Source organism: Streptomyces viridiviolaceus (assembly GCF_014650995.1).
In the GTDB taxonomy this organism is placed as follows: domain Bacteria; phylum Actinomycetota; class Actinomycetes; order Streptomycetales; family Streptomycetaceae; genus Streptomyces; species Streptomyces viridiviolaceus.
The window spans coordinates 143,342-165,101 of record NZ_BMWA01000020.1 but is presented as its reverse complement, the minus strand read 5'-3'; the positions used below and the strand labels follow the sequence as shown (position 1 = coordinate 165,101).

The following is a 21,760-nucleotide window of genomic DNA, read 5'->3' as shown; positions in this document are numbered from 1 at the left end:
TGCTGTAGAGCAGGGCCGGGATGAGCTGGCCGATGCGGACCAGGTGCTCGCCGTACCCGGCCTATGCCACCCGGCTGCTCACCCAGCCCGGCCACGGCTCCGTTGCGGACGCTCTGCGCGGGGCGGGGTCATGTACGGCACGCTACCGGCCACCTGCGACATCAAAGAGCGTTTTGTCCTGGCGGGGGTGTTTGATAACTGGCGCGAGCCAGCTGCTTGGGGCGGACCGTGCTGACGTGTGAGGATCCGTCGGTGGAGTGCGATGTGTGTGGTCAGGCGATGTGGCGGTGGCCGGTGGTGCAGACGGCGCGGGAAGAAGAGATCTGGTCCTGCTTGTGGTGTCATGCCGCCACTTATGTGGGCGGTGAGTGGTTCGAGATCTCGCGACCGCCGTACCTGCCCGTGGAGATGCGCTGGGAGAAGGCCGTCGCGGATGGCCTCGCCGCTGGCGTCTCCCACGCCTTCGGCATCTTCGACAAGACGCTGTGCGGGATCCAGGAAGTCGGCATGTCACCGTCCGACCACTGGTGGTTGCCGGAACGGGAGAACGCCTGCGGCGCCTGCCGGGAAGCGGCGGTTGTCATCGATGACCGCTGGCCGCAGGCGATGCGGGGCGAGGACGCGCGGGTCAGTGTGGCCCGGCGGCTATGAGTCCTTCCAGTTCGGAGTCGATTCTCGGGTGAGCCTGCGGCTCATCAGGTCGATCATCGCGAGACGGATCATGGCCTCGGAGCGATGCGGATGGGTTTCGTAGTCGCGGGCGAGGCGGCGGTGGTTCATGAGCCAGCCGAATGTCCGCTCGACGACCCAGCGCCGCGGGATGACCTTGAATCCCTTCTGTCCAGGGTCACGCCGTGCGATCTCGACGTCGATGCCGAGGCGGGCGCCGTGGTCGATAGCCTTGGTCCGGTAGCCGGTGTCGGCCCAGGCCTTGGTGATCCGAGGGTGGGCTTTGGCGATGCTCGAAAGCAGGTTGATGCCACCGACATTGTCGGAGACGCTGGCGGCGGTGACCCAAACGGCCAGGAGGAGCCCGAGGGTGTCGACGCCGATGTGACGTTTGCGGCCTGCGATCTTCTTGCCCGCGTCGATGCCCTGGCCGGTCGCGGGCACGTTCGCCGAGGTCTTGATGCTCTGGGCGTCCAACACACACGCGCTCGGCTCGGGATCCCGGCCCTCTGCCTCCCGAACCAGCCGGCGCAGGACGCCGTTGAGCTGGTCGAAAACTCCGTCTTTTCTGCCAGGCGGCGAAGTATCCATAGACCGTTTCCCACGGAGCGAAGTCGTGCGGAAGGTAACGCCAGGGGATGCCGGTCCTGTCGACATAGAGGACCGCGTCCATGAGCCGACGCAGGTCATGCTCGGGCGGCCGCCCGATATCTGTCGGCCTGGCGGGCCGAGCGGAGAGGGAAAGGCCTGGGAATGGGCTCCATCAGTTCCCATCGGGCATCTGACAGGCACTTGGATGCGGCCGACGTCGAGGCATGTTTCGGTAGTACTGCTAGCGGCCCCCTCGACTGCAGGGCGCAAACAGGGGTGAGCGGGGGCACTTTGGGATCAGACAGGAGCGAAGGGGCTCGAACGGACCCACGCCCGTCGTCACCAGGCGCAAGCATCGCATCGGTATTCACGAATCTCAGCTGTCCCAGGCAGGGCAGTCACCCATATTGCCGCTAAACACGCCCACAGGGACAAAACGCTCTTTCAGACCGTGTTTGAGATCTGCCGTGCCCCGTTGCTGAGGCGTTCGTTGAGCTCGCCGTGAGCGGTCTTGGGGGTGGGTATCCGTCAGACCTGACGGATGAGCAATGGGCGCTGGTGGAGCCGTTGCTCCCGCCAGCGCGGGTGGGGCCGAAGGGTGGGCGACGGGAGAAGCATCCGCGGCGGCGGATCGTTGATGCGATCTTCTACGTGGTGCGGACCCGGTGCGCCTGGCGACAGCTGCCGAAGGACTTCGCGCCCTGGCCGACGGTGTACTGGTACTTCACCTGGTGGCACGACCACGGCACCGTCGAGCGCATCCATGACGCCCTGCGCGGCCAGGTCCGTGAAGCCGACGGCCGCGACGTCGAGCCAAGCGCGGGCCTGATCGACTCGCAGTCCGTCCGCACCGCCGACACCGTCCCGGCGGCCACCAGGGGCTTCGACGCGGGCAAGAGGGTGAAGGGCCGCAAGCGGTTCATCGTCACCGACACGCTCGGCCTGCTCCTGGCCGTCCACGGCGCTGCGGCGAGCGTGCAGGACCGCGACGGCGCGATGCGGCCGTTGTTGTGGACCCGCCTGGACTACCCCGGCGTCCGGAAGGTCTGGGCCGACCAGGGCTTCGCCGGCCGCCTGGTCGAGTGGAACGCTCGCATCCTCGGCCGTGACCTGGAGGTCCTTCGAAAGGATCATGGCCAGCGGGGCTTCCAGGTCCAGCCCAAGCGGTGGGCGGTAGAGCGCACCTTCTCGTGGCTCACCGCCCACCGACGCCTTGCCCGGGACTACGAGACCAGCCCGGCCCACTCGGAGACGATGATTCGATGGGCCATGATCGGCATCATGGTCCGCCGGCTCACCCGGGGACGGGCTGCGACGCGCCCCGGGCCACGACACCTCGTGCGGCAATCCTCGCAGACAACCCGCCGGCCCCTCACCGACGGCTGCTGCTGTCGGTGAGCTACAGAGCCAAGAATTCCTCGACCTCGCGCTTCAGGGCAGGCGGCACGTCGGCCAACTCCGAGACGATCAGGTGGACCTCCCGCCTGAGTTCGGGGAACTCGCTCCAAAACTCCGCGCTCCTGGTGAGCGCGGCAGCCAGTAGATCACCCTCGTACATGTCGCCTTCCGCCAGTGGGTTGGCCCGAAGGACCTCCAAAGCCAGCGGCAGGAGATGGGCAAGGCCCACGTCCTGCCTGATCAGCAACCGCATGTCCTCGACCGTCAGGCCGCCGATCGGCTTGCGCCGAAGCTCACGCACGGTCGCCATTAGCCTCGTTTCGCCGCCCGACGGGGCCGACCAATGGTCGCGCTCAAGCTCCTCAAGGGAGAGGTCACGGTTCACGAGTCGAGTCACCGACCGATCGTCCCATGTCAGATCTCAGACGCGGTCTCAGAGACGGAGACCGGAAAGCCCCAGGCGTCGGGGGCGTGCGGCAAGTCGGCTTGCGGGCATGTCCATTGGGCGGTCTGATGAGGGTGCCCCGACAAGCAAGAGGACAACGGGTAGTCGCTCTTTGAAGAACGACCGGAGAGGACCGCACCGCTCCCACTCAGCTCAGCCGGGTCAGGGCTTCCACGTGCGGAGCATGGCGGCGATCCCGGAAGCGGTGGCACGCGGACTGTTCAACTCGTGGGCGAGCGCGGTCAGTTGCTCGCGGGTCGGGTTGACCGGGATGTTGCTGGCTTCGAGGTACATGACGGCGACGGCGCAGGCGACCGTCAGATTGGAGCGCTCCAGCCAGCGGCAGCGGCCGAGGGTGTGCACCAGGGCTGCAGCCCGGGCGTAGGGGCCGTCATAGACGGGGCGCTCGAGGAGTTCGCCGCGGTGGCGGGCGACCGCGGCGACCGGTACGCCGTAGTCGTCGACGCCGGGGTCGCGGTGGCCGGCCCGTTCGGCGACTTCCAGGATCCAGGACTCGTCGACGTGCAGGATCACGCGGCGGCGCCCGGCTGCGGCTGGGCGTAGGGGGCGTCGAGCTGCTGCTCCAGGTCGTCGAGGAAGGCGCCGTGCTCTTCGATGAGGCGCTGTGCGGCGGCCATGCCGGCGGCGCGGGCGCCCGTCGTGTCTTCGATGATCAGACGCTCGACGTAGCGGTTGAAGTCCAGGCCGCGGGCGGCCGCGGCGTCTTTGCCTGCGGCGAGGATGCCAGGTTCCAGACGGACCTGGGTCTGCTTCTTCGAGGAGGACATACCGAAAGGGTAGCAGGGTGGTAGCAGGGGTGGGCGGTGCCTGCCCGGACAGTCTGCGACCAGCCATGTCCGCTCGGCGTTTCCGCGCGGCCCCGGCCCTCATCGGTTTCACCCACGAGCCGCCGTGCTCGCCGAATCGCTGGAGCACTGGTACGACAAGGGCAAGGTCATCACCTGGCTGCCGAAACACGGCCACGCCACCGCGGCATCCGGCAGCGAATGGCGCGCCCCGTCCTGCCCGACCACCGCACCGCACAGACTCGGGGCTGGCAACCCGAGCCCACCCACCCGACCCAGCCGCGAGCCCCCGGAGGTCGCAGGACCGCTCACCATGGCGTCCGGCCTTGGTCGGTCCAGCATCATCCGGGATGAGCGAGGTGCGGCCGCTGCTTGTCCGATGGCCCGTGGCCGGGCTCGAAGACGCCTGTGATCACAAGTGCGCCAGGCACGACAGAGGGATCCAGACGCACTCCCGTGGGACACCGAATGGTGCACAGGGGTGAGATGGCGCCGGTCGCTGCGCCGACGAGGGCCTCTCCGACGGTTACGCGAGGACGGTCGCCCCGGTACCCGGTCCAGCCGTGGGCTGGGTAGAGCTCCGCGAGCTTGTCCAGCAGTCGGGCGTAGGCATCGCGCTCCGGTGGGCGGGGCTCGGTCTTGCCACACTCCCAGCCGCTGACCGTGGCCCGCCGCACCTTCCACGACTCCTACCCGAAGGGGGCAGAGCTCCCGACGGTGTCAGACAAGAGCTGACCAGGCACCTGGGTACCGTCCGGGCCCTGCTGTCATGTACGTGACGTCAATGAGCACAGATCCTGGGATCGGTACTCATTGACCTCACGCACATGAGCTCTGGCTCTCAGAACCGTTCAGGTTGCGCGGCGCAGGGGGACGACGACGTCCTCGCCGGTGCTCTTCGCGCTGAGCCGGTAGTAGCTGATATGCGCAAGCCGCTCGGATTCCTCGAGCCATCCGGCCTCCACGACCTGGCGGCGGGTGCGGGGGCTCAACAGGGATCGGTACCGCCGCGAACCTGCGCGTCGCATGGCGGTACTTCTCTGCCCGATGGTCTGTCATCGTCGAGTACTGAGCATCCCCAGAAGAGGCCGACCACTCCGACAATCAGTACCCAGCTCCACAGCACTTGGCGCTTGCTCGATGGTCTGTAGACCCCGTCGCTGTCACTCATGCCGCTAGCCCCCTCGGATCGGTCGCCCCCGCTCAGACTATGCCTGTGCTACATGGTCATCGATACTCGAAGAACTCGCACATCTCATCAAACTGCTCAGCGAAGAGGAACAAGCAGAATGACTCTGTCGCTCTGCTACGCCCCGACCCCGGATTGCAATTGCCGGAGTCGGGGCGTTCCGCGTCGTAGCCACGGCCGTATCCACCAGGTAGTCATCCGCCCAGGAGTCAGCAGGTGCCGCGGGGGCGTTTGGCACCGAGCTGGACCTCACGCAGGCACTCGCGGCACTCCGGCAGGCCCTCCGCGGCGCGGCCCTCTTCCTCCGCCCAGCTGAAGTCGCACAGCAACCCGGCCCGGCGCCTGGGTCCCTCCGCCACGGCGTGGAGGTCAAAGCCCGGGACCTTCCACGTCCGGGCATGGCCCCGTCGTAGGGGGCACCCTTCGGCCAGGCGTAGGCGGCTTCTGTGGTGGTGCGGCGCATCCGCAGATCAGGGCCGCTTCACCGATTGCCCTGTCGGACCTCGGCCGCGGCATCGACAGCGTCGGCCAGGCGCTCGAAGGACAGGTCGAAGTCGTCCATGTGCCTCCACCTGCCTGGCTCCTGCTCGCGCATCAGCGTGCAGAACATCAGCAGGAGCCGGGTCAAGTCGTGCTGACCGACTCGAACCGTGTTGGTCTCCGCGTCGTAGCCATACGGGTCCTGGCGGAACGTCGGCGGGGTGCGCGGCGGCGTCTGGTCGGTGGCCCGTGGAGGCAGGCGCGATAGGTATCCGGGTCGACCAGCAGCGGCGCGGGCAGCACGGGCCCGGCCGGCAGGATGCCGCTCGCGGCCGCGACCGTGAGCCCGAGCTCTTGGAGCAGGTCGCGTAACGGGCCGGTGCCGTGGGCCTGGGCCTGCTGGATGGAGACTTCGACCGTGGGGAAGCCGGCCCCCGCGGCGACGGCCAGGAACTCTCGCAGCGGGAGGCCGGAGAGGGTGGCCGGGTTGAGGCACGGCACGAACTTGTCGCTGAGGGATGCGCTCATGCCGTGGCCAGCTTTCCGTCGAGCAGCTGCTCGCGCAGGGTGCCCAGGTCCTCCATGACATCGGCGATCACCCGGCGTGCGCGGGAGGCGAGGATGGCGTTGGGGCCGGAGGTCTGCACGATCGCCTGCCAGGGGTCGGTCAGGTCCCGGCCGGACTGGGAGACCAGCGCGACCGCGCAGTCCAGCCCGGTCTCCTCGTGCAGCCGGCGCGCGGCTTCTGCGGCCGCCAGGTTGTACAGCTTGCCGACGTGGTAGACCGGGTTTTTGCCGGACACGCCCTCCGCGGACCAGGGCCGGAACATGCTGATCAGGCCGTTGGCCCGGTTGCCGCGTCCGACGACGCCCTCGTCACCGGACTCGATGGAGGAGCCGGTTGCGGTCAGGTACAGCTCGGGCCGGGTGTCGACGTCGCGGGTGTTGACGCAGACCGTCACGTGGTGCTCGGGCGCGATCGTCCCGGCGAGTTCGGCGATCAGGTTACGGGCCTGGGCCCGGCGGGCGATGTAGGTGTCGAGGTCCGGGGTCTCACGGGCGATCTGCGGCACGCACGCGGTCAGCTGCACGCGCACGCCGTGGCGGACGACCATGACCTTGATGTCCGTGCCGTAGTAGGGGTGCTCGGTGCGGAACGCCTCGCCCGTCAGGTGTGCTTCGATGCCGACGGCGAGCTGTTCGCCGATGCCCAGGGGCCAGTAGGCGACGCCGGCGCTGCTGTCGTTGCTGAACATGCGGTGGCGTTCGGCGAGGTCGTCCAGGCTGCGCGGGGCGAACCACCGCTGGCGGGATGCCTCGCGCTCGGCGGTGTCCGGGGCATTGACGGCGCCGGGGCTGGAGGCCTGGGTCAGCCGCGGCCGCACGTCGACCCACCGCGGCGTGTCGAGCAGCGGCAGTGCCCTCGCGAGGTAGTCGCGCGCCGCGGTGGTGACGATGTCGGCGACCGGGATGGTGTGGTCACCGAGGGCGGCGGTGATGCGTCCGTTGACCAGGACCTGGATCGGCGCGGTGAGCTCGCCGTGGCCGAAGCGCACGTCGGCGGCCCCGCCGAGCAGGCTGGTCTTGTCGGTGTTGTGGTGCAGGTTCGCCCCGAACTCCTTAAGGCAGTAGCGGCTGTAGGCGCGGGAGATCGCCTCGGCGACGCCGTCGGCGAGGGTGTCGGGGTGACCGGCTCCCTTGCGTTCGACGACCTCGACGCCGGTCAGCGCGGAGGCGGCGGACAGGCCCGTCGTGGTGTTCACGTCCATGCGGGGGTCTCCTTCTTCGGGGTGGGCTGGGCGAGGGGGATGGGCCGGCGGCCCAGGAGGCGCAGGCGGCCGCGTTCGAGGTGGTAGGCGCCGATCCGGGCAAGGTCGCGGGCGGCCTCGACGGCGCGGGAGCGGTCCAGGAAGGTCCACCCGGCGGCCAGATTGATGGCCGCGGCGTGCACCGCTTTGCGGCTGGCCTGGATCGCTGCGGGCTCCACCGTCACGCTCAGGTGCATCCGGGCGACGCACACGCCGTGCCCGGCGCCCTGGCGGACGAAGTACCTAAGGGTCGTCTCCGGCCGGTAGACCGGGTGCGAGACGACCGCGGCAGGCTCGATCAGAGTCTGGTGGCCGGCCTGGCGGGCCCGGTCGATGAACTCCAGGTCCTCGCAGTCGCCCATCCACCATCCCCGGCGTCCGAGATCGGTTCGGAACAGGGCGATGTCCAGAGCGGTCTGACGGTCAAAGAGCAGGTTGCAGCCGGTGACCCAGTACGGCCACACGGCCAGTTCCCGGCCTGCGGGCCAGTCCACCGCACCGTGGCACTCCCGCAGCGCCTTCGTCAGAGCCACGGCCTGACCGCCCGGATACTGCACGGTGGTGCGGCCTCCGACGGCGAAAACCTTCTCCTCCTCGATCGCGTCGACGAGGGCCTGCAGCCAGCCGGGTTCAGGGGTGATGTCGGGGTCAGTGATGGCGATGTACCGGCCGCGGGCCGCGCAGATCCCGCGGTTCCGGCCCGCACTCAAGCCCGGTGTCGGCTCGTACAGCACCCGTACGGGAAACGGCCAGTCGCCGTCGCGTACCGCGTCCGCGACCGGCCGGACAGGTCCGGGCAGGTCGTTGTCGACGACGACCGCTTCCATCTTCCCGCCGGGCAGGGTCTGCGCTGCCAGCGCATCCAGCAGACTCCGTACGTTCGCAGTGTTTCCGCGGGCGCTGACGACCACGGACACCAGCGGCGTATCCGCCTGTGCCATCGGTGCTCCTCTCTTCTCACGCTCCAGTGGGGATCCGGCTGCCGCATGGCGCGGCGCGAGAAAACGAGAATGAGCTCAACCGTTCGACGCGGTCGACTAGTTGGAGGGGGTCCTGCGGGGGTCTCGTCTCCGCGAAAGCAGTCACCGCGCATGTGCGCTGAGTGATTGGATGGAGGCGTGCAAGAGACCACCCGTCACCCGCTGGCCCTGGCGCGGCTCGCGCTCGGCATGACGATGGAGGAACTCGTCTCCGGAATTCGTGCCGCGGCCGCCCAGCGTGGTCTGCGCTCAGGCACGGACGTGGCGCGGGTGCGTAAATGGCAACGTGGCATCAAGCCCAACGAGGAATCGCAGATCTACATTGCCGAAGCGCTCGGCTGGCCCGCGGACATCGTCCGCGCTGACGACTGGCCGAACTGGTTGCCGCTCACTGCCGACGGCTTGGTCCCGCTCGGACCCCACAGCTCTGTGCCCGCACTGAGAGAGGCCCTGCGAACAGCGATGGACCGCCGCACCTTCTTCACGATCTCCGGCGCCACCCTGTCCGCGCTGGCCGCGGACTGGGCCGCCGGCCCTACGAGCGCGCTCGCCCAGGCCCGCGACGGCAGACCAGTCGGCGAGGACTTTGTCGCCTTCCTGGAGAACACCACCCAGCAACTCGCCAGTCACACGATCGAGCAGCGGCAGCACACGGCCACGCTGCTGGAGGCCCACCTGTCCACAGTGACCGAACTGCTCGAACACGGCCGCTACACACCCGCCCTCGGGCTGCGCCTGCACACCCTGGCGGCCTCCCTGTCCCAGACCGTCGCCTGGCACCGCTTCGACGAGGGCCGCCACACCCACGCCAGCCAAAACTGGATCGCCGGCCTGCACAACGCCCACGCAGCCGGGGACCACGACTTGGGCGCCGGCCTCCTGGGCGACCTCGCCTACCAGGCCGCCTGGCGCAACGACCACACCACCGCCACAAACATCCTCAACTACGCCCTGACCCGCGCCCAGAACCCCGCCGCCCGCTGCCTGCTCCAGCTACGCCTCGCCCGCACCCTCGCCGCACAGAGCGACCGGAGCGAACGACGCGCCGTACTGCGCGCCCTCGCCGCGGCGGAGAAACATCTGAGCGATGTCGGCGCCGACCGGCCCGCCTGGTGCGCCTGGGTGTCCGAAGCTGATCTCGCCGTCGATTCCGGCCAGGCCCTCCTGGACCTCGGCGACATCGGCCGCGCTCACCGGCTGATTACGGAAGGCGAAGGCCTGCTGCCCCCGGCCCGGGACAAGACCCGCGGTGTATTCCTCGCCTACCGCGCCGCGAGCTACCTCGACCTGAAGGAACCCGAGCCCGCGGCGGCCGCCGCCACCGAATCCCTGCTCCTGGCACGTCGCATCGGAGCACCCCGGTGCGCGCAGCTCGTCGACGACCTTCTCCCCCGCTTCCGGCACTACCAGGGAGCCCAGAACGTTCCGGAACTCCTCGAGCTCGCTGCCGCATAGCGGGAAGGGGACGGATCCGATGACCACCAGTGCTGACTGCCCTCGGTCAGAGAATCCCTCCAGCTCGCCCTCCTAGCAAAAGGCGAGGACAGCCCGCTGATCGACGAACTCGCCGCCGACCACTACCACCTCAAGTACAGCAAGCATCCCGTCCCGGTGCTGTTCAGCGAGGTCCACGCAGCCCGCACCCTGCTGGCAAGGCTGCTTTCTTCCAGCACGGAAGGGACCGAGCTGCTGGGCCGCCGCCATCCTCGTTCTCGCTCAGGCCGAGTCTCCGACCACCCGTCCGACGCTGCTCAGCGTGCCCCGGACGTCTTCGACCGGGTGGCCACCACGGGGTATACGCCGGGAGCTCGTAGGTGGTTCCGCCCCCAGAAGAGCGAGAGGCACACCAGGATGTGCGCTTCGGAGTGCTGCGGAAGGCGTTCGTAGTCGCGCGCGTTACAGCGGGCGTTCACACCACCGGCTCAACGCGCCTTGGGGCTCCCCTTGCACCCGCTCTGGAGTCCTGGAACCGCGCGAGGAGCTGACCGACAACCGGGTGGACCGGAGCGTAGCTCCTACAACCTCATGCGGCCAAGCCGTCTGGCCACCGGCGCAGTCCACCCTTGTGACGTGCGTCACTCGACAGAGTGGTGAAGCGGGCCGAGCCGCTGGATGCCGGAATTCGCGCACCGGTCGTACCGGGCGGGAGCCGGCGTATGAAACCGCCATCGGCCCGCGATCCCGCTCCCTCGGCGATGCAGCCGATCGCTGCCGGGCTGTTCCGACGGGCCGGAACCGTGTACGCAGCGGGCTGCTGGCATCTGCCGTCCGGGCACCTGGACGGACCGCAGGGGGACGTGGTGGCCGCTCTCGCCCGCGAGACGCGGGGGGAGACCGGCGTCCTGGTCGATGCCGCTGATGTCCGCGCGGTCGTCACCGTGCACCACCGCCCCCCCCGGCGGCGGTGCACGGGTCGGTTTTTCTTTGAGGCCCGGCGATGGCCGGGCGCGCCGCGCGTGATGGAGCCGGCCGTGTGCCCGCGGCACGGCCCCGCACGCGGCTGTGCCACCGCCTGCGCAGCCATCCTGTCGGCAAGGGCAAGCGCCGTAGCATGGGCAACCGCGACTTCATCGCGCTGATCGACGGCACGCACCAGCTCGTCAAGGCGCCGATCAGGCTGGTGTTGGACCGCCTGAACACCCACGTCTCCCACGCCATGCGTGAGATATGGGGACAGTCAAAACGCAGCCAGGCCAGTCTCGCCGTTGTAGGCCTCGACCGCCTCCCTTCATGCCCCGACGCCAGCCAACTCACCCGCTCCAGGAACCCGTTCGAAGCAGACCGAGCACGCGAACGGATGGAGAACCGCCGGTTGGGCGTGGGGGAGTTTGGCGGGCCGCCCATGGCACCTTGTAAGGTACCTCCCGAATCATCCAGAGGGGTGGAGGGACCGGCCCTACGAAGCCCCGGCAACTCCCCGGTCGAGTCGGCGTGCGACACGCGCGACACCGGCCGGGATCAGTGCCAACTCCGGCCTGTCGCCAACGTGGCGCGGGAAAGATGAGGAGACACAGTGCTCTCTGTGCTGTCCTTCGCCCGGGCGCTTCCCGCCCCGGCCCTTCCGCGTACCCGTCTCGTGTCCGGCACAGGCAATCGGCCGGCTCTTCCGGCCTGTCCCCGCTGACCTCACCGCTCCTCGCCGGAGCCCCCGTGAGCGCAACCCAATCCGTCGCTCGCGGATTTGAGACTGGAGTACCCATTCATGGAGAACACGAGCGGCGTAGGTGTGCTCGACAAGACCGCCTTGATCCTCGGGGCCTTGGAGGCCGGCCCCACGACTCTGGCCGGACTGGTCGCCGCCACCGGTCTGGCGCGGCCCACCGCCCACCGACTCGCCGTCGCACTCGAACGCCACCGTCTGGTCACCAGGGACATGGAGGGTCGGTTCGCCCTCGGTCCCCGACTCGGCGAGCTCTCGGCCGCCGTCGGCGAGGATCGCCTGCTGGCCGCCGCTGAATTGGTCCTCACCCGTTTGCGCGACGCCACCGGCGAGAATGCTCAGCTCTACCGTCGGCAGGGTGAGGAGCACATCTGTGTGGCCTCGGTCGAGGGCCTTCTCGGCCTTCGCCACACTGTTCCCGTCGGCGTCGCCCTTCCCATGAAGGTCGGCTCCGCCGCCCAGATTTTGCTCGCTTGGGAGGAGCCCGAGCGCCTTTACCGCGGCCTCCGAGGTGCCCGTTTCACCGCCACCACCCTGAGCCGCGTACGGCGCCGCGGCTGGGCTCAGTCCGCCGGAGAACGCGAACCCGATCCGGCTTCGATCTCCGCGCCCGTCCGCGACCCGTTCAACCGGGTGGTGGCAGCCGTCTCCGTCTCCGGCCCGATCGAACGCCTCACCCTCCGCCCCGGCGCCCACCTCTCCCAGGCCGTCGTCGAGGCGGCTGCCCGCCTCACCGACGCCCTTTGCCGCCCTGACGAGCCCCCCGCCATCCTCCTGAAGCCCATGTAGCGCAGCCCCAGCAGGTCCGCCTCATGCCGCGGCGTAGCCGTGAGCTCGGCGGCCTTGGCCAACCGCCAGTCGGTCAGCGTCGTCTGCTCCCGGTCGTGGGCCGACCTCGGCTCGCCCGGCCACGCCCGTTCCGGACGACCGTCCCGGAAGCCTGTCGTCGCCGCCGGCACGTGCCCGGCCCTGGTCCGGGCCCGGTCCGGCTGGCGCTCGTCAAGGTCGGCCGGCGCCCTCGGCTACCCCGAGTGCACCGTGTTCGCCCGGCACGCGCCGATATCTGCGACAGCCCCAATGAAAATGGGTTTCTGCCGACCTCGCCACCGAGCAGATCGGCACATCCCCACTGAACGTGGCCGTTGCCGACCAGGCAGAAGCTGGTCCGGCTCGATGCGGCAGCACTCTCCAGTGAGCGACGTCACCCCGCACGTCAGTTCTTGGTCTGGGCAGCTGACCTCCTGGTTTCACATGAACGGAAATTGCCGATCGAGACATCCAGGGTGCGCCCTCCGGCCCTCCGCAACCGGCTGACTCGACGCTCCGTCCGGAGTCCCTACCGCGTCGAGCGTGCTCGACGTGGATGACCTGGGGGATCCTGGAGGCGGTGAGGATGCCAAGGGGAAAGGTCCCGAAGGGGCAGATGATCGATCATGACTGGACCGGCGACCAGCGACGGTACTGAACCTGGGGATCCCTTCATCAACAATGACGCCGTGGCCGTGATGGCTCCGGACGGGGCACTGTCCGCCTGGAGTCCCGGTGCCCAGCGATTGCTGGGGTTCTCCGCCGCCGAGGCCGTGGGCCGGCCGGCAGCGGAGCTACTCGCGGCTCCCCTGTCCACCGCCGCCCGGGAGAGGCTGGCCGGGCAGCAGGGCTGGACCGGGCCGGTGGTACTCCACGACCGCGATGGCGCGCTGGTGGAATGTCTGCTGCGGATGCGTCCATTGACCACCGCGGACGGGTGCGCCGGCTGCTTCCTGGAGGCTGCCCGGCAGCAGGCACCCGCCTCGCTGCCCGAGCCAGCCTCACCCGCCGAGTCGGCCCCCTCTCCGGAACCCACTTCACCGCGGCAAGGGGAGGAGGAGGGCCGCAACGAGGACCTGCTGCTGCGTTGGGCGTTCTATCAGCTTCCGTTCGCCCTGGCCATCCACGACACCAAGGGCCGGATCCTGCTGCTCAACCCTGCGATGGGGCAGCAGTGGGGAGCATCGGAGTCGGACCTCCGGGGACACCGGATCGCCGAGAACCCGCCGCTCCCGCAGTTCGAGGTGTCGGGGCAGACCGTCGACCGAGTGTTGGCCACGGGCGTCCCGGAGCAGTTCGAGCACCATGTGCGCGTTCCGGGGGAGCAGTACGCGCATGCCTGGATCGTGCACGTGATCCCTCTCAAGGACCGGACCGGGACCGTGCACGGTGTTCAGATCGCTGTGCTCGACTTGTCGGAGCAGTCCGTGGCCCGCGAGCGGCTGGCTTTGCTCAACGAGGCGAGCAGACGGATCGGCAGCAGCCTGGACGTCGCCCGTACCGCCCAGGAGATGGCCGACGTGGCGGTGCCCGGTTGTGCGGACTTCGTCTCGGTCGAACTCCTCGACGCCGTACTGCTCGGCGACGAGCCCACGCCGATTCCCATCGGCGGCCCCATGGAGCTGCGGCGTACGGCTGTCCGCTCCGTCGATCTGGGCGCCGTGGCGGTGGGCGGTCTGGCCCACTACCCGAAGTTCTCGCCGCTCGCGCGGTGCCTGGCCACCGGCCGTGGCAGCGTGTACGGGATCGCCGATCCCGAGGTCGTCCGATGGCTGGACCAGGATCCCGGCAAGGCCGCCTGGGTGCGGCGGCGGCGCCCTCACTCGCTGCTCGCGGTGCCACTGCGGGCTCGCGGGGTGAACCTCGGCGCCGCCCTGTTCGCCCGAATGGACCAATCCATGCCGCCGTATACGGAGGACGACCTGCGGGTCGCGGAGGAACTGGCGGCACGCGCAGCGGTCTGTATCGACAACGCCCGCCGCTATACACGCGAGCGCACCACCACGCTGGCCCTCCAGCACAGCCTGCTGCCGCAGGGGATCCCCGAGCAGGCCGCCGTGGACGTCGCCGGGCGCTATCTCCCCGCGGGGTCGCAGGCAGGGGTCGGTGGCGACTGGTTCGATGTGATCCCGCTGTCCGGCGCTCGTGTCGCCCTTGTCGTCGGGGACGTGGTCGGCCATGGGCTGCACGCGTCCGCCGCCATGGGGCGGCTGCGTACGGCCGTACGCACGCTCGCCGATGTCGATCTGGCTCCTGACGAGCTCCTGGCGCACCTGGACGACCTGGTCATCCGCCTGAGTGCGGGACTGGAGACCGGGGCCGACCCGCCGACCGCCGACCTCGGAGCCACCTGCCTGTACACGGTCTACGACCCCGTCTCCCGCATGTGCTCGCTCGCCAGCGCCGGGCACCCCTGGCCCGCCCTGGTGACCCCGGGCGGGGCAACGGAATTCGTCGAACTGCCCACAGGCCCTCCCCTGGGACTGGGCGGGCATCCCTTCGAGTCCGTCGAGATCGAACTGTCTGCGGGCAGCCTCCTCGCGCTCTACACCGACGGCCTGATCGAGGGCCACAGCCGTGACATCGGCGCCGGCCTGCAGGCTCTGAGTACAGCCCTCGACGCCGCCGTTCCTTCGCTCGAGACCACCTGTGACAACGTCCTCAAGGCGTTGCTCGACGAGCGGCGGCCCGCTGACGATGTCGCGCTGCTCGTCGCCCGCACCCGAGCCCTGGACAGCCGGGCCGTCCGCCAATGGGACCTGCCCGCCGATCCGGCCGTCGTCGCCGAGGCCCGATCGCTGACGGCCGCCCAGCTCCATGCCTGGCAACTGGACGAGCTGACCTTCACCGCCGAACTCGTCATCAGCGAACTGGTGACCAACGCCATCCGTTACGCTGCCCCGCCCATCCAACTGCGGCTGATCATGGACAGCGCGTTGATCTGCGAGGTGTCCGACGCCAGCAGCACCGCCCCGCATCTGCGCCGGGCGCGTACCTTCGACGAGGGCGGACGCGGCCTGATGCTGGTCGCCCAGCTCACCGAACGCTGGGGGACCCGCTACACCGGCACTGGGAAGATCATCTGGGCGGAGATGCCGCTTCCAGCGGAGGGGGGACCGGCACGCCGAGCCGGGAGCCTTTGAGTATCCGATGCGGCTGCCGAACTCCACCTCCCTGCTGGCGAGCTGGGCGGTGCGCAGAACTCGGTTGGTGCCTGCCGGCCCGCCCCTACGCCGCGGTCGCGGCCGATCGCCGCTCACCGGTGTCGTCCGGGCACGCCACCCGAGTGCTCCCCACAGGAGGGCACCCGTATCTCCGAGGGCGGACGGCGGCCTGGATCCCGGCCTCCGTCTGAGGCGCGTCGCGGCCCTGGCAACTGTGTGCGGCGTCCCGCGCCGGACGGTGCGGTGAACGGGTCGCCGAACGATGGGAGGGGTTGTTCATGCGTGCTCCGCTGCTCTGGGCAGTTCGGCTCTGTGCGCTGGTGGGGTGGCTCGCGACGTGCTGCCCGGAACGCACGGTCCTGTAGCCAAAGGGTGTTGCAGGAGGCCGTGAACAGGGCATCTCCCCTGATATGGGCCCCTCTCCCAGCGCACCGCCGCCACCTCGCCGGTTCGCTGTCCCCGGCAACCAGCGGGCACCCACGGACGGGCTGGGTGTTCTCGGCCCAGGGTGGGGAACGAAGGAGACCGCACAGGTGTTTCCCCCGACAGGGTTCCCAGCTGGGCAGCTGACCCGCATGGCCATAGCGGTTACTGCGGAGGGGAGCGGCCGACCTTCCTCGGCGGGCCTGGAAGCGGTGCACGGTGACACAGCCTCACACTTTCACCTGTCTCTGCAACCGACCGGGACGCCGCCCGCATCCCGCTGCCCGCGGCGAAGACCGGACTGGGCCGGCGTTCGCGTGGGGCGGGGAGCGGGCGGTGATCGACTCCTCCCCTCACCTCTCGCGGTGTCTCAGGCCTTGGCAGCGTGCTCACCCGCCGCAAGGCCTGATCGAGCCGCCGGCCCTTGACCGGGGTTCCCACGACCGTGAGGAGCCCCGGAAGGGGTCACTGCTGTGGAGGGTTCAGCTCCAGTGTGCTGACGGGCTGTTGGAAGCCGGGCGCGTGGCCAAGCTTGCGCAGATAGGGGTCGAAGGCTGCGAAGTCTGTGACCGGATCGGGCGAGTTCCACACCGACTGGGCGTGCACCCGGAGTCTGGGCAGCAGCGTCTGGGTGAGGACGTACTCGGGGGCCCAGCCGTGCGGGTCGTCCCAGATCGGGAAGAACTGCCCGACGCTGTTGCTCCCGGCAGGCACGCTGTAGGGGGCGCCCCAGCCACCGGAGTACACATACGGACTGCTGTAGGTGGTCCATTGGCCGGCGGGCCAGGGCTGGTTGATGGTGTTGTTCTTGGCGTCAGCCGTGAGCGGCGGCCACAGATCGTGGTAGAGGTCGGACGACGAACCGATCAGGGTGAAGCCCGCGTCCAGGTAGGCGCCGGCCGGAGGCGCGTCGTAGATCTGCGCCCAGTAGTCGATCGTGATGTCGCGGCTCAGCCGGACGGCGCCACCGGCCGGGTCGCTGATCATGTCGTTCCACATCCACGTTCCGCGACCGTCCTCGGCGAGTTCGCCCGCGAGGTAGTTGAACAGCGCCTTGTAGCCGTCCTCGCCGGTGGCCTTCGGCCCGGCGAAGCCGCGGACCCAGGACAGCAGCCGTGGATTGTCCGCGTCGAAGAACTCGTCGCCGCCGAGGTGGACGTACGGGGTGCCGAACGTCGCGCCGATCTCCCGGACCCACCGCGCCAGATGCTCACGCACATCGGCACGGGAGTAGTCGTAGCCCGTCTTCTCCGGCAGTGCGTACTCCGGATACACCTGCGTGTCGAGACTGCTGTGCCCGGGTACGTCGATCTCGGGGACGATGGTGACGTGGTACCGGCGGGCGAACGCCACGAGGTCGGCGATCTGTGCCTTGCTCCACGACCCGCCGGCCGGCAGCCGGTCGACCAGCTTCGGCGCCACCGCGCTCTCCACCCGCAGGCCCTGATCGTCCTTCACCCGCAGTTGCAGGTAGTTCATCTTGGTGTAGGCCAGATCCTTGATCTGGTTCTTCAGCCAGCCGAGCGAGTAGTAGCGCCGCCCGGAGTCGACCTGCAGCCCGCGGAAGGTCTGGTCCGTCCAGTCCGTCACCACGCCGGCGGGCAGCCGACCCGCCGACCGCAGTGCCTGCAGGATGGTCTGAGCGCCGTAGAACGCGCCGGTGTCAGAACCACCGGTGACCCGGACGGCGTTCTCGTCGATGTCCAGCCGGTAGGCCTGGGACGCCAGGGCCTGGGCCTTGGCCGGGGCGGCGGACAGGTCCACCGCGCCCGTGGTCAGCAGGATTCCCCGCGCTACGCGGGCGTGGTCGTCCACCGTGCGGACCGTGGCCGTCCGCACCAGCTTGGCGTCGACGAACTCCTCGGCGATCCGTTCGGCGTCATCACGCAGCGTGGCGGCTTGCCCGTGGCGCACGGAGATGCTGAGGTCGCCCTGCGGCTGCCAGGACTCTCCGTCGTGACGCATGAAGGACTGCACCGCGGGGATGGTGACCGGGAACCCGTTCGCTCCCCACGCGCGAGTGTCGTCGGGGGGAGCGGGTGCCGGGTCGGCCGCCGGGCCGACCTTGTGCACCGCGAAGTCGTCGCAGTAACCGGGGCCGGAGCTGCTGCCCAACTCGTTCAGGAAGCAGAACGCATTCAGCTCCCGGGTGCGCGGCCCGGTGGTTATCGTGCGTGTCACCGTGGTCCAGGTCGGACTGCTGACGTCGACGTGGTTGGCGGCGCCGCGGTAGAACGCGACGTTCTCGGCGTCGAAGACACCGACCCGCACCGACGCGTTCCCCTCGGTGCGGACCTTGGCGGTGAACTCGTAGACGGTGTTGGGTTCCACCTGCCGGACCGGCTTGTTGACCATCCCGCGCGAGACGCCGGTGCCGCGCACCGGAAGGTTGCCGCCGCGCGGGTACCGGCTGTCCCCGTCGTAGTCGAGCCCGACCCGCGCCGCGTGGCCCGATCCGGAGGCGCCCGGGGCGACAAGGGAGGCGTGGTAGTACTGACCGCCGTCGAACGTGCCGGATTCGAATCCCGGGTCGGTCATCAGCGGGTGGTCGCCGTCGGCGCTCGCCGGGGAGCCACCCAGCGTCGTCAGTGTGGTGGCGCACAGGGCCAGCGCCGCAACGGTCACCAGTAGGCGCCGTGGCACGGTCACGAGGTTCCCCTTCTCTTCGACTTCAGGCTTCGCTGTAATCCGGGCAGTGCGTGCCGGTGTGGTCATCACGGGTTCACCTCGACCTCGGCGAGCGACAGGGGCGCGGTGGTGGCGAGCTGGATACGCACATAACGTCCGGTGGCCTCGATCGGGACGATCGTCGGGGTGGCGGCGGTGTCCGTACGGTGGATGGCGGTCACACCGGGCTGTGCGAGCGTCGCGGCGAGCGAGTCACTGGTGAACGGGGCGTCGGAGACGAGCACGTAGTAATCGGTCAGGCGCTCCGAGCAGCAGTCGGTGCGGTTCCACACCGCGACGTCGGAAATGGCCTTCGACGCCCCGAGGTCGACCTGCCACCAGGCTTCCGGCGAGCCGTCCTCGGCGGTGTGGGTGACCGAGCCGACGGTGAAGTTGCCGTCGGTGTTCCCGTCGACCGCCCGCGAGGCCGCGCCGCCCCAGTCGGTGCTCTTCTGCGTGGCCGGCCTGCCGTAGGAGAGGGAAGTGATTTTCAGCGCGATGAACGTGCTGCCGAGGGGCTCGCCGGTGGACGCATCCGTCATCTTGACTTCGACGGTGCGGGGGCCGGGGTTGGCCGAGCCGTCCGCGGCCACGGTCACCGGGGTGACGGCCCGGCTGCCGGCGTCGACCGTCAGATTGCCCGAAGCCGGTGTCACGGTGATGCCGTCGGAGGGGACGACGTTGAACGCTGCTTTGGCCGGCGAAGCCGAGAGATTGACCGCTCCCACGCTCGCCTGAAGGCTCTTGCCCGGTTGGAGCAGCGCCGGACTGGCGTCGGGCACCGAGGAGAACGGGCGGACGCCGGCCTGCGTCGTGCCGTGGCGCGGCGGCTGACTGCCTCTTTCCCGGCCCCAGTCGGTGCTCGCCGGGTCGGAGGTGAGGGCGAACCTGATCCTGCCCGCGCTCAGCAGATCACTGTGCGAGATCCACGACTTGGGCCAGGCTTGGTCGCCGACGCGCACCGACGACACGTATTGCAGCTTCGACCGGTCCGCACCCGGTGCGGTGATGTCCACGGGGCGGCCGCCGTCCGGTTGGATGCGGACCCGGTCGAACATCGGAGCCGTGAGCACGTACTCGCCGGAGCCAGGCATCACCTCGTAGACGCCGATCATGGACCAGATCAGCCAGGACGATACGGTGCCGAGGTCGTCGTTGCCGGGCATGCCGTGGGCGTCGTCGGTGTACAGCGGCTGTGCCGCTCGCAGCACCGCGGAGGTCTTCCACGGCTGGTCGGTCCACGCGTACATCCAGGGCGCGTGCAGATCGGGCTCGTTGTTCGGGTTGAAGGCGAAATTGTTGTGGTAGTCGTAGGCCCCGACCACCCACGACTTCTTGGCCACCTGGGTGTGGTCGCGGAGCAGTTCCGGCATGTCGAAGAAGGTGTCGAGTCGCTGTTCGGCCTTGGCCCTGCCGCCCATCAGCGCGAACAGCCCCGGGGCGTCCTGCTGCGCGAGCCACTGGTACTGCCATGGGGTGCCTTCGTGGAATCCGGTGCTCTGTGTCGGGTCGGCACTGCCGACCCAGGTGCCCTGCGGGGTGCGGGCCCGTGGAAACCCGTCGAATCCCTTGGAACTCATCCCGAAGTCCCACTCGTTGGCAAAGTTCGCGCACCGTGCCCGCAGCGTTTTGGCCTTGGCCCGCTCACCGAGGCCCTGTGCCATGTCGGCCAGGCCGCAGTCGGCCAGCGCGTACTCCAGCGTCGCGGAGCCTGCCTGCCGGGAGTCGCCCCAGGTGTAGCCGCCCTTGTCCTGGTAGCCGATCCAGCCGTTCTGCGCATAGGTCGAGTTGCCGTCGCGACCCCGGAAGACCGACTGATCTGCCGGCACCTCGGTGACGTTCTTCCACAGCGCGTCGAACAGGAACCGTGCGGTGGGCTTGTCGAGCAGCCCGCGGGCGTACAAGGAGGTGATGAACGGCGTCGGGCCCTCACCGCTCATGACGTTGGTCTCGCTCGGACCGAGCGCCCAGCGCGGAAGCCAGCCCCCGTCCTGGTAGACGTGCAGGAGCGACTTCGCCATGTCGGTGGCGCGCCGGGGTTCGAGCAGCGCGACGAGCTGGTTCTGCGCGCGGTAGGTGTCCCAGAGCGAGAACATCTGGTAGTACGGCCGGTCGCTGCGGTGAACCTGCTTGTCGAAGCCCATGTACCGGCCGTCGACGTCGGATCCGACCGACGGGTGGAGCGTCGCGCGGTAGAGGGCGGAGTAGAAGGTGCGCAGGTCGGCGTCGCTGCCGCCGGACACCTGCAGCCGCCCGAGCTGGCGCGCCCAGGTCCGGTGCGCGGCGGCCCTGACGGAGTCGAAGGTCTGGTCCGCGCTCTCGGTGCTGCGGTTGAGCCGGGCGCCGTTCACCGAGGTGTAGGAGACGCCGACGCTCGCGCCGACCTGGCCACCGCCGCCGAACCCGACCATCGCGCCGCCGTCGGCCCGGGAGCCGTCCGACGGCGTACCGCTGATGTCCGCCGATCGGCGGCCCGAGGTGACTTCGCCGCCGTCCGCCCAGGTGCCGAATGTGTCGAAGGGCCGGTCGAACCTGGCGCTGAAGAAGATCTTGTACCGCTCCTTCCCCGTCTCCCAGCAGAAGTTGCCGCCGGTGATCCAGCCCTCGACCGTGTTGTCCCCGACGACGTCCACGTGGCCGGCGTAGGTGTAGCCGTTGCTCGAGCCGACGTTCAGCACCACCGTGCGCTGAGGGGTGTTCGCCGGGAAGGTGTAGCGGTGCCAGCCGGTCCGCTCGGTCGCCGTCAGCTCGGCGGTCACCCCGTTGTCCAGGCCGACCTTGTAATACCCGGGCTCGGCGTGCTCGTTGGCGTGGCGGAAACCGGCCGCCTGCTGGTTCGGCTGTGTCCCGGGGAAGCCGCCGGGCACCGGCATCAGCCGGAAGTGGCCTGCGGTCTGGCAGCCGACGCCGGACAGGTGCGTCTGGCTGAATCCGAGGATCTTCGAGTCCGCGTAGTCGTACGAGGCGTAGGAGTTGAGCCGGGTGTCCGGGCTGTTCTGCACCATCCCAAAGGGAAGCGCCGCCCCCGGAAACGTCGTACCCGACCCGTTGTTCCCGATCGAGGTGTTCACATACGTCGTCGGATCCTCGGGGAACGGTGGTCCTACCTTTGGTGACGCGACTGCGGCCATCGCCGGCGCACTGCTGATCAAGACAGCCGCAGAGGCCAGCAC

Annotated in this window: 15 protein-coding genes, 2 pseudogenes and 1 riboswitch; of the genes and pseudogenes, 5 read left to right on the top strand and 12 right to left on the bottom strand. The window is 69.4% G+C overall.

Going from position 1 to position 21,760, the window contains the following annotated elements; genetic code table 11:
- The first annotated feature begins 252 nt into the window (after window positions 1–252).
- On the top strand, window positions 253–651 hold the full coding sequence (locus IE260_RS27745; RefSeq protein ID WP_189876566.1) for a hypothetical protein: 399 nt from the start codon (window positions 253–255) through the stop codon (window positions 649–651).
- On the opposite strand, the pseudogene IE260_RS27740 reads toward IE260_RS27745, so the two are convergent.
- Window positions 646–1,486: pseudogene (locus IE260_RS27740) on the bottom strand (IS5 family transposase). The gene IE260_RS27745 and the pseudogene IE260_RS27740 overlap by 6 nt on opposite strands.
- Before the next feature lie 275 nt (window positions 1,487–1,761).
- Here IE260_RS27740 and IE260_RS27735 point away from each other — a divergent pair.
- On the top strand, window positions 1,762–2,658 hold the full coding sequence (locus IE260_RS27735) for an IS5 family transposase (RefSeq protein ID WP_417847136.1): 897 nt from the start codon (window positions 1,762–1,764) through the stop codon (window positions 2,656–2,658).
- A gap of 1 nt (window position 2,659) precedes the next feature.
- On the opposite strand, the gene IE260_RS27730 is transcribed toward IE260_RS27735, so the two are convergent.
- The 9 genes and pseudogenes from IE260_RS27730 to IE260_RS27695 form a co-directional block, all read right to left on the bottom strand.
- Entirely contained in the window at window positions 2,660–3,043 is a 384-nt protein-coding gene (locus IE260_RS27730) for a contact-dependent growth inhibition system immunity protein (RefSeq protein ID WP_189876564.1), read from the bottom strand.
- Between the two features lie 222 nt (window positions 3,044–3,265).
- Window positions 3,266–3,637: a fic family toxin-antitoxin system, toxin component gene (locus IE260_RS27725; RefSeq protein WP_189876562.1), complete on the bottom strand. Its 372-nt coding sequence runs from the start codon at window positions 3,635–3,637 to the stop codon at window positions 3,266–3,268.
- The gene (locus IE260_RS27720; protein WP_229881345.1) at window positions 3,634–3,891 is read right to left on the bottom strand and encodes a hypothetical protein; all 258 of its coding nucleotides are present in this window, start codon (window positions 3,889–3,891) and stop codon (window positions 3,634–3,636) included. Before IE260_RS27720 ends, IE260_RS27725 begins: the two co-directional genes overlap by 4 nt.
- 869 nt (window positions 3,892–4,760) lie before the next feature.
- A pseudogene (locus tag IE260_RS27715) lies at window positions 4,761–4,892 on the bottom strand (replication initiation protein, RepL2); the annotation flags it as partial.
- A gap of 415 nt (window positions 4,893–5,307) precedes the next feature.
- A complete protein-coding gene (locus IE260_RS41990) occupies window positions 5,308–5,457 on the bottom strand; it encodes a hypothetical protein (RefSeq protein WP_229881343.1) in 150 nt (49 codons plus the stop codon).
- A 122-nt stretch (window positions 5,458–5,579) separates the two neighbouring features.
- On the bottom strand, window positions 5,580–5,726 hold the full coding sequence (locus tag IE260_RS41985; protein ID WP_229881341.1) for a hypothetical protein: 147 nt from the start codon (window positions 5,724–5,726) through the stop codon (window positions 5,580–5,582).
- On the bottom strand, window positions 5,723–6,106 hold the full coding sequence (locus IE260_RS27705) for an IolE/MocC family protein (RefSeq protein WP_189876560.1): 384 nt from the start codon (window positions 6,104–6,106) through the stop codon (window positions 5,723–5,725). The genes IE260_RS41985 and IE260_RS27705 overlap by 4 nt, the downstream gene beginning before the upstream one ends.
- Entirely contained in the window at window positions 6,103–7,347 is a 1,245-nt protein-coding gene (locus IE260_RS27700) for a methionine adenosyltransferase (RefSeq protein ID WP_189876558.1), read from the bottom strand. The genes IE260_RS27705 and IE260_RS27700 overlap by 4 nt, the downstream gene beginning before the upstream one ends.
- Entirely contained in the window at window positions 7,338–8,327 is a 990-nt protein-coding gene (locus IE260_RS27695; protein WP_189876556.1) for a glycosyltransferase family 2 protein, read from the bottom strand. Before IE260_RS27695 ends, IE260_RS27700 begins: the two co-directional genes overlap by 10 nt.
- 177 nt (window positions 8,328–8,504) lie before the next feature.
- On the opposite strand from IE260_RS27695, the gene IE260_RS27690 reads away from it, so the two are divergent.
- The 3 genes from IE260_RS27690 to IE260_RS27675 all read left to right on the top strand — a co-directional run bounded on the left by IE260_RS27690 (window position 8,505) and on the right by IE260_RS27675 (window position 15,476).
- A complete protein-coding gene (locus IE260_RS27690) occupies window positions 8,505–9,821 on the top strand; it encodes an NsdA family TPR-like regulatory protein (protein ID WP_189876554.1) in 1,317 nt (438 codons plus the stop codon).
- Window positions 9,822–11,232: 1,411 nt separating this feature from the next.
- Window positions 11,233–11,373: riboswitch (SAM riboswitch) on the top strand.
- Between the two features lie 195 nt (window positions 11,374–11,568).
- Window positions 11,569–12,315 carry an IclR family transcriptional regulator gene (locus tag IE260_RS27680; RefSeq protein WP_189876550.1) on the top strand — a complete coding sequence of 249 codons (747 nt, stop codon included), beginning with the start codon at window positions 11,569–11,571 and terminating at the stop codon, window positions 12,313–12,315.
- 707 nt (window positions 12,316–13,022) lie between these two features.
- Window positions 13,023–15,476 (top strand): SpoIIE family protein phosphatase, encoded by a 2,454-nt coding sequence (locus tag IE260_RS27675; protein ID WP_268254944.1) that lies wholly within the window; start codon window positions 13,023–13,025, stop codon window positions 15,474–15,476.
- Window positions 15,477–16,385: 909 nt separating this feature from the next.
- Here IE260_RS27675 and IE260_RS27670 read toward each other — a convergent pair.
- On the bottom strand, window positions 16,386–18,569 hold the full coding sequence (locus tag IE260_RS27670; protein WP_189876546.1) for a family 20 glycosylhydrolase: 2,184 nt from the start codon (window positions 18,567–18,569) through the stop codon (window positions 16,386–16,388).
- A 65-nt stretch (window positions 18,570–18,634) separates the two neighbouring features.
- Window positions 18,635–21,718, bottom strand: a complete 3,084-nt coding sequence (locus IE260_RS27665; protein ID WP_189876544.1) for a GH92 family glycosyl hydrolase — start codon at window positions 21,716–21,718, stop codon at window positions 18,635–18,637.
- Between the last annotated feature and the right edge of the window lie 42 nt (window positions 21,719–21,760).

Bases quoted from the DNA above. Each gene is read 5' to 3' on its own strand.
- IE260_RS27700 (WP_189876558.1), bottom strand. From the start codon at position 7,347: ATGGACGTGAACACCACGACGGGCCTGTCCGCCGCCTCCGCGCTGACC.
- IE260_RS27695 (WP_189876556.1), bottom strand. From the start codon at position 8,327: ATGGCACAGGCGGATACGCCGCTGGTGTCCGTGGTCGTCAGCGCCCGC.
- IE260_RS27680 (WP_189876550.1), top strand. From the start codon at position 11,569: ATGGAGAACACGAGCGGCGTAGGTGTGCTCGACAAGACCGCCTTGATC.
- IE260_RS27720 (WP_229881345.1), bottom strand. From the start codon at position 3,891: ATGTCCTCCTCGAAGAAGCAGACCCAGGTCCGTCTGGAACCTGGCATC.
- IE260_RS27665 (WP_189876544.1), bottom strand. From the start codon at position 21,718: ATGGCCGCAGTCGCGTCACCAAAGGTAGGACCACCGTTCCCCGAGGAT.
- IE260_RS27705 (WP_189876560.1), bottom strand. From the start codon at position 6,106: ATGAGCGCATCCCTCAGCGACAAGTTCGTGCCGTGCCTCAACCCGGCC.